This window comes from Streptomyces termitum (genome assembly GCF_014650175.1).
Lineage (GTDB): Bacteria > Actinomycetota > Actinomycetes > Streptomycetales > Streptomycetaceae > Streptomyces > Streptomyces termitum.
Map to the genome: position 1 here is coordinate 1 of NZ_BMUL01000014.1, position 12,523 is coordinate 12,523.

A 12,523-nucleotide genomic window follows, 5' to 3' on the forward strand; every position below is an offset into this window, starting at 1 on the left:
GTCGAGCCGGGACGGTCAGACCGGAATGTGGCCGACCGTCCACAGCGTCCTCGCTGTGTTTTGTTTCAAAGGAACCTCGACCATCCGAAGATGGACGGGGTATCAACTAATCTGGCGTTGATTTTTGGCACGCTGTTGAGTTCTCAAGGTGCGGACGCTTCCTTCAGTCCCGTATTCCGGGCCCTCCGGGCGCTTCCTTCGTTTCCGACTCTATCAGATCTTTTTCGATCCGATTTCCTCGGTGCTTTCCGGTCCCGATTCTTTTTCTTTCCTCGGGGCCTTCCGGCGCTTTCCGACTTTATCAGAAGTTCTGAGTCGGATTTCCCGCCTCCTGGTCTGCCGTCCGGGCGCACGTCGGCGCCGGGGCTTCCCGTTCTGGCGGAGCCGTAAACGTACTGGAGCGGGGCGCCCCGATGCAAATCGAGGCGCCCCGCTCCGGAACCGCGCTGGTCAGGCCCTTCGGGCTCAGACCTCGACGACGACCGGGAGGATCATCGGCCGGCGGCGGTAGGTGTCGGAGACCCACTTGCCGACGCTGCGGCGGATCAGCTGCTGGAGCTGGTGGGGTTCGACGACGCCGTCCTGGGCGGACTTGTTCAGCGCCTGCTCGATCTTCGGGCGCACCGCCTCGAAGGCGGAGTCCTCGATGCCGGCACCGCGCGCGTGGACGTGCGGGCCGCCGGTGATCTTGCCGGTGGAGGAGTCGACCACCACGAAGACCGAGATGATGCCCTCCTCGCCGAGGATCCGGCGGTCCTTGAGGGAGGTCTCGGTGACGTCGCCGACCGAGAGGCCGTCCACGTACACGTACCCCGCCTGGACCTTGCCGGTGATGCGGGCGCGGCCGTCGACCAGGTCGACGACGACGCCGTCCTCGGCGATGACGATGTGGTCCTTCGGGATGCCCGTCATCGCGCCGAGCTCGGCGTTGGCCCGCAGGTGGCGCCACTCGCCGTGGACCGGCATGAGGTTCTTCGGCTTGCAGATGTTGTAGAAGTACAGCAGCTCGCCGGCCGAGGCGTGGCCCGAGACGTGGACCTTGGCGTTGCCCTTGTGGACCACGTTCGCGCCCCAGCGGGTCAGGCCGTTGATCACGCGGTAGACCGCGTTCTCGTTGCCTGGGATGAGGGACGAGGCCAGGATGACCGTGTCGCCGGGGACGATCCGGATCTGGTGGTCGCGGTTGGCCATCCGGGACAGGGCCGCCATCGGCTCGCCCTGGGAACCCGTACAGACCAGCACGACCTCGTCGTCCGGCAGGTCGTCCAGCGACCGGACGTCGACGACGAGACCGGCCGGGACCTTGAGGTAGCCGAGGTCGCGGGCGATGCCCATGTTGCGGACCATCGAGCGGCCGACGAAGGCGACCCGGCGGCCGTACTCGTGGGCGGCGTCGAGGATCTGCTGGATGCGGTGCACGTGGCTGGCGAAGCTCGCCACGATGATCCGCTTCTGGGCGTTCGCGAAGACGTTCCGCAGGACGTTCGAAATGTCCCGCTCGTGCGCCGTGAAACCGGGGACCTCGGCGTTCGTCGAGTCGGTGAGCAGGAGGTCGATGCCCTCCTCGCTCAGCCGGGCGAAGGCGTGCAGGTCCGTGAGGCGGTTGTCCAGCGGGAGCTGGTCCATCTTGAAGTCGCCGGTGTGGACCACCATGCCCGCGGGGGTGCGGATGGCGACCGCGAGGGCGTCCGGGATGGAGTGGTTGACCGCGATGAACTCGCAGTCGAAGGGACCGAACCGCTCGCGGTGGCCCTCGGCCACTTCGAGGGTCTGCGGCCGGATGCGGTGCTCCTGGAGCTTCGCCTCGATCAGCGCGAGGGTCAGCTTGGAGCCGATGAGGGGGATGTCCTGCCGCAGGCGCAGCAGGTACGGCACACCACCGATGTGGTCCTCGTGGCCGTGGGTGAGGACGATGCCGACGATGTCGTCGACACGGTCCCGGATCGTGGTGAAGTCGGGCAGGATCAGGTCGACGCCCGGCTGCTCCTCCTCGGGGAAGAGGACGCCGCAGTCGACGATCAGCAGCTTGCCGTCGTACTCGAAGACGGTCATGTTGCGGCCGATCTCGCCCAGACCACCGAGCGGGGTGACGCGCAGGCCGCCCTGGGGCAGCTTCGGCGGGGCGCCGAGTTCGGGATGCGGATGGCTCAAAAGACTCTCCTCACCACACGCGCCACGTACCGATCGGCACGTGGCGCGCATGACAATCGTGCACTTGCTGTTGTCGGTGTTCGGTATCGCTGTTCAGTTCCGGTGTTCAGTTGTCGCGGTGTTCAGTTGTGAAGTCCGGTGTCAGAGCTCTACCCCGCCGGCGGCCAGGTCGAGCCTGAGCCGATCGGTCTCCTCGGCCGAGAGGCCGACGAGCGGGAGGCGCAGCGGACCGGCCGGAAGGCCCTGGAGGGCGAGCGCGGCCTTGGTGGTCATGACGCCCTGGGTGCGGAACATGCCGGTGTAGACCGGAAGCAGCTTCTGGTGGATCTCGGTGGCCTTCGTGACCTCGCCGGCCAGGTGGGCCTCCAGGAGGGCGCGCAGGTCCGGGGTGACCAGGTGGCCGACGACCGAGACGAAGCCGACGGCGCCGACCGAGAGCAGCGGCAGGTTGAGCATGTCGTCGCCGGAGTACCAGGCGAGGCCGGAGCGGGCGATGGCCCAGCTGGCACGGCCGAGGTCGCCCTTGGCGTCCTTGTTGGCGACGATCCGGGGGTGCTCGGCGAGCCGGACGATCGTCTCGGTGTCGATCGGGACGCCGGAGCGGCCGGGGATGTCGTAGAGCATCACCGGGAGCTCGGTGGAGTCGGCGATGGCCGAGAAGTGCTGGTACAGGCCCTCCTGCGGGGGCTTGTTGTAGTACGGCGTGACCGCGAGGAGGCCGTGGGCGCCGTCGCGCTCGGCGGCGCGGGCCAGCTCGACGGAGTGGCGGGTGTCGTTGGTGCCGATGCCGGCGACGACGTGGGCGCGGTCGCCCACCGCCTCCAGGACGGCCCGTACGAGCTGCGATTTCTCCGCGTCACTGGTGGTGGGGGACTCGCCGGTGGTGCCGTTGACGATCAGGCCGTCGTTGCCCGCGTCCACGAGGTGGGCGGCGAGTCGCCGGGCGCCGTCGAGGTCGAGTGCGCCGTCCGCCGTGAAGGGCGTGACCATGGCGGTGAGGACCCTCCCGAAGGGGGTCTGCGGAGTGGAGATCGGAGCCATGGGTAACACGCTACTCGCTGCTCAGCGCCGGGTGTCCCCTCGGGGGACGTCAGAAGAGGAGCCCGGCACTGCCTGCTCGGGGGTTCAAGCAGTGCCGGGTCCGTTTGATCAGCCTAGATGAACTTCTCGAAACGTCGCAATATGGACACTTCGCAGGGGTGAGCGAACATCTGTGCCCTACGGGGCGACGCGGCCGTTCTTGTTGAAGGCGGCGTGGGTCAGCGGCATCAGCCGGGCCCAGTGCGCCTCCATCCGCTCCCCGACCATCTCGATCTCGCGCTGCGGGAAGGAGGGGACCGCGGCCAGCTCGTGCTGGGTGCGCAGGCCGAGGAAGTGCATCAGCGAGCGCGCGTTGCAGGTGGCGTACATCGAGGAGTAGAGGCCCACCGGGAGGACCGCGCGGGCGACCTCGCGGGCGACGCCGGCGGCGAGCATCTCCTGGTACGTCTCGTACGCCCGGCGGTACGACTCCTCCATCGCGCGGCCGGTCAGCTCGTGCTGCTCCGGGGTGCCCTCGACGAAGACGTACTTGCCCGGCCGGCCCTCCTGGACCAGCTTGCGGGAGGTGTCGGGGACGTAGAAGACCGGCTGGAGCTCCCGGTAGCGGCCCGACTCCTCGTTGTACGACCAGCCCACCCGGTGCCGCATGAACTCGCGGAAGACGAAGATGGGGGCGCTGATGAAGAAGGTCATCGAGTTGTGCTCGAACGGGCTGCCGTGGCGGTCCCGCATCAGGTAGTTGATCAGGCCCTTCGAGCGCTCCGGGTCCTTCTGGAGCTCGTCGAGGGACTGCTCCCCCGCCGTGGAGACCCGGGCCGCCCACAGGACGTCGGAGTCGGTCGCGGCGCTCTTGACCAGCTCGACGGTGACGTCGCTCCGCAGGTCGATCTTGACGGGCTCGGTGGGGGTGTCGGTCACCAGGTGTGCCTTCCAGTCGCCGGTGCAGCAGTCGTCCACTCTAACGACGTGCGCCCCGTCCGACGACGTCCACCCCGAGGGGGAGGCGGTGCGTTCCGGCCTCCGTCCGCAGGAGGACATTCGGCTGGTTCGGTGAAAAACGGCACCTTATCCCCGGTTCTCTCGTCTGTACCTGTGAGACGTACGACGACCACCGAGGAGAGTGCCCCCATGTTCAGGCGGAGAGAGTCCGTACCGTTCGCGTTCGTGGCGGAGGCCGACGATTTCCGCAGTAACGTCACTCCGCCGCCGCGGGAACGGCTCGCGCCCGGCCAGATCGTCGGCCGTACGCTGCTCGGGCTCACCGTCGCGGCGGGCCTGGTCGGCGCCCTCGTACTCGGGATGCCCTCCCTCGACACCACGAACGCGCCCGGGCACCGGCAGCAGTCCGAAGCCTCCGACAACCGCTGAGGTAGCCTCACCGGGCACCGCCCCTTCGAGCGTGCTTGTGAGTGAGGAACTGCCGTGCCCCTGCCCTTCCTGACGGCCGACCGTGCCTTCGACACCACCGATGCCGTCGCGCTCCCGTTCGACGACCACGACCAGTGGCGCCGTCCGTACCGTCCGGGGCCCTACCGGGTCGGTGCGGCGGCGCTCGCGCTGCTGCTCGCCTCGTTCGTCCTGCTCGCCGCGGTGATCATCGTGGCGGCGGGGTCGTTCGGCGGCGGCATCGCCACCTTCGCCTTCGCCGTGCTGATCATCCTGGCCTCGCTGCGCCTGCTGCGCATGGGCACCTGGGTCAGCCGCGCCGGTGTGCGCCGAATCGGCTTCTTCGTCACCACCACCACGCCGTGGGCGAAGGTGGGCTCGGTCCGCACCGCCCAGCAGCCGGTGCGCTGGCTGAACTTCCCCCGGACCGTCCAGGGCCAGGCCCTGGTCCTGGACCGCGCGGCCGGTGAGCGGCTGCTGCTGCTCACCGACCACAACGCGGACTTCCTCTCCCGGAGCGAAGCCTTCGACCGGGCCGCCGACACCGTCGAGGCGTGGCACGCCGAGTACGGCGTCAGGCGCTGACCGGACGGCCCGCGTGCAGCGCGATCGCCCGCTGCATCGCCTTGCGGGCCCGCGGGGTGTCGCGGGCGTCGTGATAGGCCACCGCGAGCCGGAACCAGCAGCGCCAGTCCTCCGGTGACTCCTCCGTCTCGGCCTTGCGCAGCGCGAAGACCTCGTCGGCGGAGTCCCGGTCGATCCGGCCGCCCTGGGTGCGCCGCAGCTCGTCGACGGGCAGCCCGCCCTCGGCCTCCAGCTCCGCCGCCAGGCGGTGGGCCCGGCGGGCGAAGCTGGTGTTCTTCCAGAGGAACCAGCCGCCGACGCACGGCATCAGGAACGCCACCGCGCCCATCGCCATGGCCGCCGGCTCGCCGGTCAGGAGGAGCAGTACGCCCTCCATCCCCACCACCCCGAAGACCAGCACGAGGACGGTGGCGAGGAAGACGTACGTGATCTTGCCGCCCATGACCGTCAGCCCAGGTCCAGGAAGTGCTCCAGGCCGAACGTGAGGCCCGGGGAGTCCACCACGCGGCGGGTCCCCAGCAGCACGCCCGGCATGAAGCCAGAGTGGTTCAGCGAGTCGTGGCGGATCGTGAGGGTCTCGCCCTCGCCGCCGAGCAGCACCTCCTGGTGGGCCAGCAGGCCCCGGAGCCGTACCGCGTGGACCGGGACGCCGTCCACGTCCGCGCCGCGGGCGCCCGGGAGGGCGGTGGCGGTCGCGTCCGGCTGGGCGGGCAGGCCCGCCTCGGCGCGGGCCTTCGCGATCAGCTGGGCGGTGCGGGTGGCGGTGCCCGAGGGGGCGTCCACCTTGTTCGGGTGGTGCAGCTCGACGACCTCGACCGACTCGAAGTACGGGGCCGCGAGCTGCGCGAACCGCATGGTGAGGACCGCCCCGATGGAGAAGTTCGGGGCGATGAGGACGCCGGTCGCCGGAGAGGCGGCGAGCCAGCCGTCCAGCCGCGCGAGGCGCTCCTCGGTCCAGCCGGTGGTGCCGACGACGGCGTGGATGCCGTGGCCCACGCAGTATTCGAGGTTGGCCATGACCGAGTCGGGAGTGGTCAGCTCGACGACGACCTGGGCGCCCGCCCCGGTGAGGGCCTCCAGGTCGTCGCCGCGGCCCAGGGCCGCGACCAGTTCCATGTCCTCGGCGGCCTCGACGGCCTTCACGGCCGCGGAGCCGATGCGGCCCCGGGCACCGAGGACCGCCACGCGCAGCTTGCTCATCGCACTTCTTCCTTAGGGGTGGAGGTCAGGAGACGGCCTGGTGGAGGCGGTCCGCCTGCTTGTCCTTCAGCGGTCCTATCACCGAGAGCGAGGGCCGCCGGGTGAGCACGTCGCGGGCGACCTCCCGGACCTCGTCCGGGGTGACGGCCGCGATCCGGGCCAGCATGTCGTCGACCGACATCTGGGTGCCCCAGCACAGCTCGCTCTTGCCGATGCGGTTCATCAGCGCGCCGGTGTCCTCCAGGCCGAGGACCGTGGAGCCGGAGAGCTGGCCGACCGCGCGGGAGATCTCCTCGTCGGTGAGGCCCTCGGCGGCGACCTTGTCGAGCTCGTCCCGGCAGATCCGCAGCACGTCGTGGATCTGGCTGGGGCGGCAGCCCGCGTACACGCCGAACAGTCCGCAGTCGGCGAAGCCCGAGGTGTACGAGTACACGCTGTAGGCCAGGCCGCGCTTCTCCCGGACCTCCTGGAAGAGGCGGGAGGACATGCCGCCGCCGAGGGCGGTGTTCAGCACGCCGAGCGCCCAGCGGCGGTCGTCGGTGCGGGCCAGGCCCGGCATGCCGAGGACGACGTGCGCCTGCTCGGTCTTGCGGCCGAGCAGTTCGACCCGGCCGGCCGTGCGGATGGTCCGCAGCCCGTCGCGGGGGGCGATCGGGGCGGCGTCGGTACGGCCCAGGGCGCCGGCCCGCTCGAAGGCGCGGCGGACCTGCCGCACCACGGTGGCGTGGTCCACGTTGCCCGCGGCGGCGACGACCAGGTGGGTGGGGTCGTAGTGCTTCTTGTAGAAGCGGGCGATCCGGCCCCGGTCGAGCGCGTTGATCGTGTCGACGGTGCCGAGGACCGGGCGGCCCAGCGGGGTGTCGCCGAACATGGTCTGCGCGAACAGGTCGTGCACCACGTCGCCGGGGTCGTCCTCGGTCATCGCGATCTCTTCGAGGATGACGCCGCGCTCGGCGTCGACGTCCTCCTCGCGGATGAGCGAGCCGGTGAGCATGTCGCAGACGACGTCGATCGCCAGCGGCAGGTCGGTGTCGAGGACCCGGGCGTAGTAGCAGGTGTACTCCTTCGCCGTGAAGGCGTTCATCTCTCCGCCGACCGCGTCGATCGCGGAGGAGATGTCGAGGGCGGACCGCCGCGCGGTGCCCTTGAAGAGGAGGTGCTCCAGGTAGTGGGTGGCGCCGTTGAGCGCGGGGGTCTCGTCGCGGGAACCGACGTGGGCCCAGATGCCGAAGGTCGCCGAGCGCACCGAGGGGAGGGTCTCGGTGACGATGCGGAGGCCGCCGGGGAGGGTCGTGCGGCGGACGGTGCCGATGCCGTCCTTGCCCGGGAGAAGCGTTTGGGTACGGGCGACGGCCCGCCCCCCGGTGGAGGGGCGGGCCGTCGTCGCGGAACTACGGGACGTCACGAGGAGGCGTCGTCCTTCTGCTCGTCCTCGCCCTCGATCACGGGGATGAGGGAGAGCTTGCCGCGCTGGTCGATCTCGGCGATCTCGACCTGGACCTTGGAGCCGATCGCGAGCACGTCCTCGACGTTCTCCACGCGCTTGCCGCCGGCGAGCTTGCGGATCTGCGAGATGTGCAGCAGGCCGTCCTTGCCCGGGAGCAGGGAGACGAAGGCACCGAAGGTGGTGGTCTTGACGACCGTACCCAGGTAGCGCTCGCCGACCTCCGGCATGGTCGGGTTGGCGATGCCGTTGATCGTGGCGCGGGCGGCCTCGGCCTGCGAGCCGACCTGGGCACCGATGTAGATGGTGCCGTCGTCCTCGATCGTGATCTCGGCGCCGGTGTCCTCCTGGATCTGGTTGATCATCTTGCCCTTGGGGCCGATGACCTCGCCGATCTTGTCCACGGGGATCTTGACGGTGATGATCCGCGGGGCGTTGGGGGACATCTCGTCCGGGGTGTCGATCGCTTCCATCATCACGTCGAGGATGTGGAGGCGGGCGTCGCGGGCCTGCTTGAGGGCCGCGGCCAGGACGGAGGCCGGGATGCCGTCCAGCTTGGTGTCGAGCTGGAGGGCGGTGACGAACTCCTTGGTGCCGGCGACCTTGAAGTCCATGTCGCCGAAGGCGTCCTCCGCACCGAGGATGTCGGTGAGGGCGACGTAGTGCGTCTCGCCGTTGATCTCCTGGGAGATCAGGCCCATGGCGATGCCGGCGACGGGGGCCTTGAGCGGCACACCGGCGTTCAGCAGCGACATGGTGGAGGCGCAGACGGAGCCCATGGACGTCGAGCCGTTGGAGCCGAGGGCCTCGGACACCTGGCGGATCGCGTAGGGGAACTCCTCGCGGGTCGGGAGGACCGGCACGATCGCGCGCTCGGCGAGCGCGCCGTGGCCGATCTCGCGGCGCTTCGGGGAGCCGACGCGGCCGGTCTCGCCGACGGAGTACGGCGGGAAGTTGTAGTTGTGCATGTACCGCTTGCGGGTCACCGGGGAGAGGGTGTCCAGCTGCTGCTCCATGCGGAGCATGTTGAGGGTGGTGACGCCCAGGATCTGGGTCTCGCCACGCTCGAACAGGGCGGAGCCGTGCACGCGCGGGATGGCCTCGACCTCGGCGGCGAGCGTACGGATGTCCGTGACGCCGCGGCCGTCGATGCGGACCTTGTCCTTGATGACGCGCTCGCGGACCAGGGCCTTGGTCAGGGAGCGGTAGGCGGCGGAGATCTCCTTCTCGCGGCCCTCGAAGGCCGGGAGGAGCTTCTCGGCGGCGATCTCCTTGACGCGGTCCAGCTCGGCCTCGCGGTCCTGCTTGCCGGCGATGGTGAGCGCCTGGGCCAGCTCGCCGCGGACGGCGTCGGAGAGGGCGGCGTACACGTCGTCCTGGTAGTCCAGGAAGATCGGGAACTCGGCCTCGGGCTTGGCGGCCTTGGCGGCGAGGTCCGACTGGGCCTTGCACAGGACCTTGATGAAGGGCTTCGCGGCGTCGAGGCCGGCGGCCACGACCTCCTCGGTCGGCGCCTCGGCGCCGCCCTTGACGAGCTGGATGGTCTTCTCGGTGGCCTCGGCCTCGACCATCATGATCGCGACGTCGCCGTCCTCCAGGACGCGACCGGCGACGACCATGTCGAAGACGGCGTCCTCGAGCTCGGTGTGCGTCGGGAAGGCGACCCACTGGCCGCGGATCAGCGCGACGCGGACGCCGCCGATCGGGCCGGAGAAGGGCAGGCCGGCCAGCTGGGTGGACGCGGACGCGGCGTTGATCGCGACGACGTCGTACAGGTGGTCGGGGTTGAGCGCCATGATCGTGGCGACGACCTGGATCTCGTTGCGCAGGCCCTTCTTGAAGGACGGGCGCAGCGGGCGGTCGATCAGGCGGCAGGTGAGGATCGCGTCCTCGGAGGGGCGGCCCTCCCGGCGGAAGAAGGAGCCGGGGATCTTGCCGGCCGCGTACATCCGCTCCTCGACGTCCACCGTGAGGGGGAAGAAGTCGAGCTGGTCCTTGGGTCGCTTCGAGGCGGAGGTCGCCGAGAGGACCATGGTGTCGTCGTCGAGGTAGGCGACGGCGGAGCCGGCGGCCTGACGGGCCAGGCGGCCGGTCTCGAAGCGGATGGTGCGGGTGCCGAAGGAGCCGTTGTCGATGACGGCCTCGGCGTAGTGGGTCTCGTTCTCCACTAGTGGTTTCTCCTACGTTTTCGTCTTTGCGTCGACCCGCCCGTGTGGCGGGGACGGTGCGGGAGAAGCGCGGGACGGCGGAGCCGGTCTTCGATCGAAGCACCCGGTGATGAGGTCCGGGGGCCACTACCGAGGACCGGCGGCGTTGCCGGCGGCTTCTCCACGGGTGGTGCGTCGTGCGTCCAGACTAAGTCCCGGACGCCCCTTTTCGCACGTACGGCAAAAGGAGCGGCCCCCTGAAAGTGGGAACCGCTCCCTTCACAGCGTTCGCCGGTACAGCCGGATTACTTGGCGCCGCCGGCCGCACCGCGGCGGATGCCGAGGCGGTCGACCAGCGCACGGAAGCGCTGGATGTCCTTCTTGGCCAGGTACTGCAGCAGGCGGCGGCGCTGGCCGACCAGGATCAGCAGACCACGACGGGAGTGGTGGTCGTGCTTGTGGGTCTTGAGGTGCTCGGTCAGGTCCGAGATGCGGCGGGAGAGCATGGCGACCTGGACCTCGGGGGAGCCGGTGTCGCCCTCCTTGGTGCCGAAGTCGGCCATGATCTGCTTCTTGACGGCGGCGTCGAGAGCCACGCGGTTCTCCTCAGGTTTCGTGCCCGCGAGTGCCCCTGGTCTACACCTCAGGGGAGCTTCCTTGACTCGGGAGCGGGGTCCGCAGATCGCCGCTCCCCGAGGCGGGATCTCGCCTGCTTCCGGGAGCGTGTACACGTACGGCCGTCACACAGCGTACCAGTCCGCTCAGGAGGTCAGCACCCGGATGGAGTGGTAGACGTCGAAGACGGCCAGGCAGAGCGGGATCAGCGTGAGCAGGACGAAGGTCTCGGCGACCTCCAGGAAGCGGCCCCAGAAGGGGGTGACGCCCTTGCGCGGCACGATCAGTCCGATGGCGGTGAGCAGCGCGGCGACGCCGGCGATGGCGGCGGAGAGCCAGACCGTACGGATGTCGAGGCCGGTGGAGTCGCCCTTCAGGGCGTCCTGGATCAGCTCCAGGGGCGGGTTGAGGCAGAGGCCGAGGCCGAGCAGGACCAGGGAGCCGAGGCCGGCCGCGAGGGCGCAGCCGACCTGCGCGGTGTAGCGGAAGAGGTGGGCGCGCATCAGCATGGCGACGCCGGTGGCGAGGGCGAGGAGCTGCCCCCACACGGCGTCGGAGAAGCCGAGGACGGCGGCGGCGCCGACGGCGACGAGGGCGCAGCCGCCGACCAGGCCGAGGAGCAGCTCGTGGCCCCGGCGGGCCTGGGCGGCGATCCGGACGGCGTCGACGGTCCCCTGCGGCTCGGCCTCGGAGCCGTAGCCGCCGACGGTGGTGCGGGGCGGCTCGAAGCCGATGGGGAGCCGGGCGAAGCGGGTGGAGAGGCCGGGCAGGAAGGCGAGCGCGCCGACCGCGAACGGGGCGCAGGCGGCGGCGGTCTCGGACGGGGTCAGGCCGGTGAGGGTCGCGGTGAAGACGGCCAGGAGGCCGACGGCGGAGGCGAAGACGAAGGCCACGAAGGGGCCGTCGCCGCCGGGCGAGACGATCGTCAGGATCACCGCGCAGACCAGGACGGCGGCGCAGGCCAGCAGGAACTGGAGGCGGCCGATGCCCTGGCCGTCGGTGAGCGGCAGGAGGCCGGAGCCGGCGACGGCGGCGTTGGCCATCGCTCCGACGCCGAGGGCGACGGCGGAGCCGCGGTCGTCGTAGACGCGGGCGCGGACGGCGGCGAGCGCCAGGAGGAGGACGGCGGTGACCGCGGCGAGGACGCCGGGCAGGCCGTTCATGTCGTGCCGGGGCTCGGAGCTCCACAGCACGAAGCCGAGGAGGACCAGAAGGACGGAGCCGGCGAGGAGGCCGGCGCCGCGCATCAGGGCGTCGGACCAGAGGGTGCGGTCGCGGGAGACGGCGGAGGCGACGGCGTCGGAGACGTCGTCGAAGACGGCCGGGGGGAGCGATTCGGCGAAGGGCCGCAGGGAGAGCAGCTCGCCGTCGAGGACCCGCTGGGAGGCGAGCGAGCGGCTGCCGTCGAGGACGGTGCCGTCGCGGCGCACCAGGTGGTAGCCGACCGGGGCGCCGGGGGCGGGGGTCTGGCCGGAGAGGCGGAGCAGCTCCGGGTAGAGGTCGGCGAGCGCGATGTCCTCGGGCAGCGCGACGTCGACGCGGCCGTCGGGTGCGACGACCGTGATCCGGCAGAAGCCCGTACCGCCGTGGAACACGGTCGTGGGAGCCGACTGACCGGCTCCGCCGGCCGTGGCTGGGGCCGTCATACTCACCTGCTGCTTCCCCTCGTGGTGGTCCTGGCGGGCCGGGCCCGGTCGTCCGGAGGACTCGTCGTCCGGGCGGTGGCCCGAGGCTCCGGGTGGTGGCGTCGGGCGGCCGGATCGTGCCGGTGCCGGGCGGTGCGTCCCGGTGCGCGTCCGCTCCTCGCGTCCGCGTCCGCGCTTCGGCGGGCGTGGGCGCGGCGGTCGCCGACCCCGTGACCGTACCCCCGTGTCCCCGGTTCCGCTCCCCCGGCTCCGCGCCGCGGACGTTGCGCTCCGAATGACCCGATTTTTGCGATAGTTCATGGTCCCGC

At 70.6% G+C, this 12,523-nt stretch carries 11 protein-coding genes; 2 read left to right on the top strand and 9 right to left on the bottom strand.

The window, feature by feature from the left end:
* Positions 1-465 precede the first annotated feature (465 nt).
* From IE219_RS23770 to thyX, 3 genes are all read right to left on the bottom strand, one after another.
* Positions 466-2,151 (bottom strand): ribonuclease J, encoded by a 1,686-nt coding sequence (locus tag IE219_RS23770; protein WP_189980851.1) that lies wholly within the window; start codon positions 2,149-2,151, stop codon positions 466-468.
* A gap of 141 nt (positions 2,152-2,292) precedes the next feature.
* The gene (gene dapA / locus IE219_RS23775; protein WP_189980853.1) at positions 2,293-3,192 is read right to left on the bottom strand and encodes a 4-hydroxy-tetrahydrodipicolinate synthase; all 900 of its coding nucleotides are present in this window, start codon (positions 3,190-3,192) and stop codon (positions 2,293-2,295) included.
* 177 nt (positions 3,193-3,369) lie between these two features.
* A complete protein-coding gene (gene thyX / locus IE219_RS23780; RefSeq protein WP_189980856.1) occupies positions 3,370-4,110 on the bottom strand; it encodes an FAD-dependent thymidylate synthase in 741 nt (246 codons plus the stop codon).
* Positions 4,111-4,320: 210 nt separating this feature from the next.
* Here thyX and IE219_RS23785 point away from each other — a divergent pair, with 210 nt between their 5' ends.
* Entirely contained in the window at positions 4,321-4,560 is a 240-nt protein-coding gene (locus tag IE219_RS23785) for a hypothetical protein (protein WP_189980858.1), read from the top strand.
* A 54-nt stretch (positions 4,561-4,614) separates the two neighbouring features.
* Complete coding sequence (locus IE219_RS23790; RefSeq protein WP_189980859.1) at positions 4,615-5,163, top strand: SCO5741 family PH domain-containing membrane protein; 549 nt, start codon at positions 4,615-4,617, stop codon at positions 5,161-5,163.
* Here the strand turns inward: IE219_RS23790 and IE219_RS23795 are convergent.
* The 6 genes from IE219_RS23795 to eccD all read right to left on the bottom strand — a co-directional run bounded on the left by IE219_RS23795 (position 5,153) and on the right by eccD (position 12,215).
* Positions 5,153-5,605, bottom strand: coding sequence for a hypothetical protein (locus IE219_RS23795; RefSeq protein WP_189980861.1), 453 nt, complete (start codon positions 5,603-5,605; stop codon positions 5,153-5,155). The two genes, IE219_RS23790 and IE219_RS23795, sit on opposite strands and share 11 nt — an antisense overlap.
* 5 nt (positions 5,606-5,610) lie before the next feature.
* The gene (dapB, locus tag IE219_RS23800) at positions 5,611-6,363 is read right to left on the bottom strand and encodes a 4-hydroxy-tetrahydrodipicolinate reductase (protein ID WP_189980862.1); all 753 of its coding nucleotides are present in this window, start codon (positions 6,361-6,363) and stop codon (positions 5,611-5,613) included.
* A gap of 25 nt (positions 6,364-6,388) precedes the next feature.
* The gene (locus tag IE219_RS23805; RefSeq protein WP_189980863.1) at positions 6,389-7,768 is read right to left on the bottom strand and encodes a M16 family metallopeptidase; all 1,380 of its coding nucleotides are present in this window, start codon (positions 7,766-7,768) and stop codon (positions 6,389-6,391) included.
* On the bottom strand, positions 7,765-9,975 hold the full coding sequence (locus IE219_RS23810; RefSeq protein WP_189980864.1) for a polyribonucleotide nucleotidyltransferase: 2,211 nt from the start codon (positions 9,973-9,975) through the stop codon (positions 7,765-7,767). Before IE219_RS23810 ends, IE219_RS23805 begins: the two co-directional genes overlap by 4 nt.
* Positions 9,976-10,259: 284 nt before the next feature.
* Entirely contained in the window at positions 10,260-10,550 is a 291-nt protein-coding gene (rpsO, locus tag IE219_RS23815) for a 30S ribosomal protein S15 (protein ID WP_189980872.1), read from the bottom strand.
* A gap of 165 nt (positions 10,551-10,715) precedes the next feature.
* Positions 10,716-12,215, bottom strand: coding sequence for a type VII secretion integral membrane protein EccD (gene eccD / locus IE219_RS23820; RefSeq protein ID WP_189980874.1), 1,500 nt, complete (start codon positions 12,213-12,215; stop codon positions 10,716-10,718).
* Positions 12,216-12,523: the final 308 nt, after the last annotated feature.

What these genes read in the sequence shown, in the direction of transcription:
- dapA (WP_189980853.1), bottom strand. Translation starts at nt 3,192, where the DNA reads ATGGCTCCGATCTCCACTCCGCAGACCCCCTTCGGGAGGGTCCTCACC.
- IE219_RS23795 (WP_189980861.1), bottom strand. Translation starts at nt 5,605, where the DNA reads ATGGGCGGCAAGATCACGTACGTCTTCCTCGCCACCGTCCTCGTGCTG.
- IE219_RS23785 (WP_189980858.1), top strand. Translation starts at nt 4,321, where the DNA reads ATGTTCAGGCGGAGAGAGTCCGTACCGTTCGCGTTCGTGGCGGAGGCC.
- eccD (WP_189980874.1), bottom strand. Translation starts at nt 12,215, where the DNA reads ATGACGGCCCCAGCCACGGCCGGCGGAGCCGGTCAGTCGGCTCCCACG.
- dapB (WP_189980862.1), bottom strand. Translation starts at nt 6,363, where the DNA reads ATGAGCAAGCTGCGCGTGGCGGTCCTCGGTGCCCGGGGCCGCATCGGC.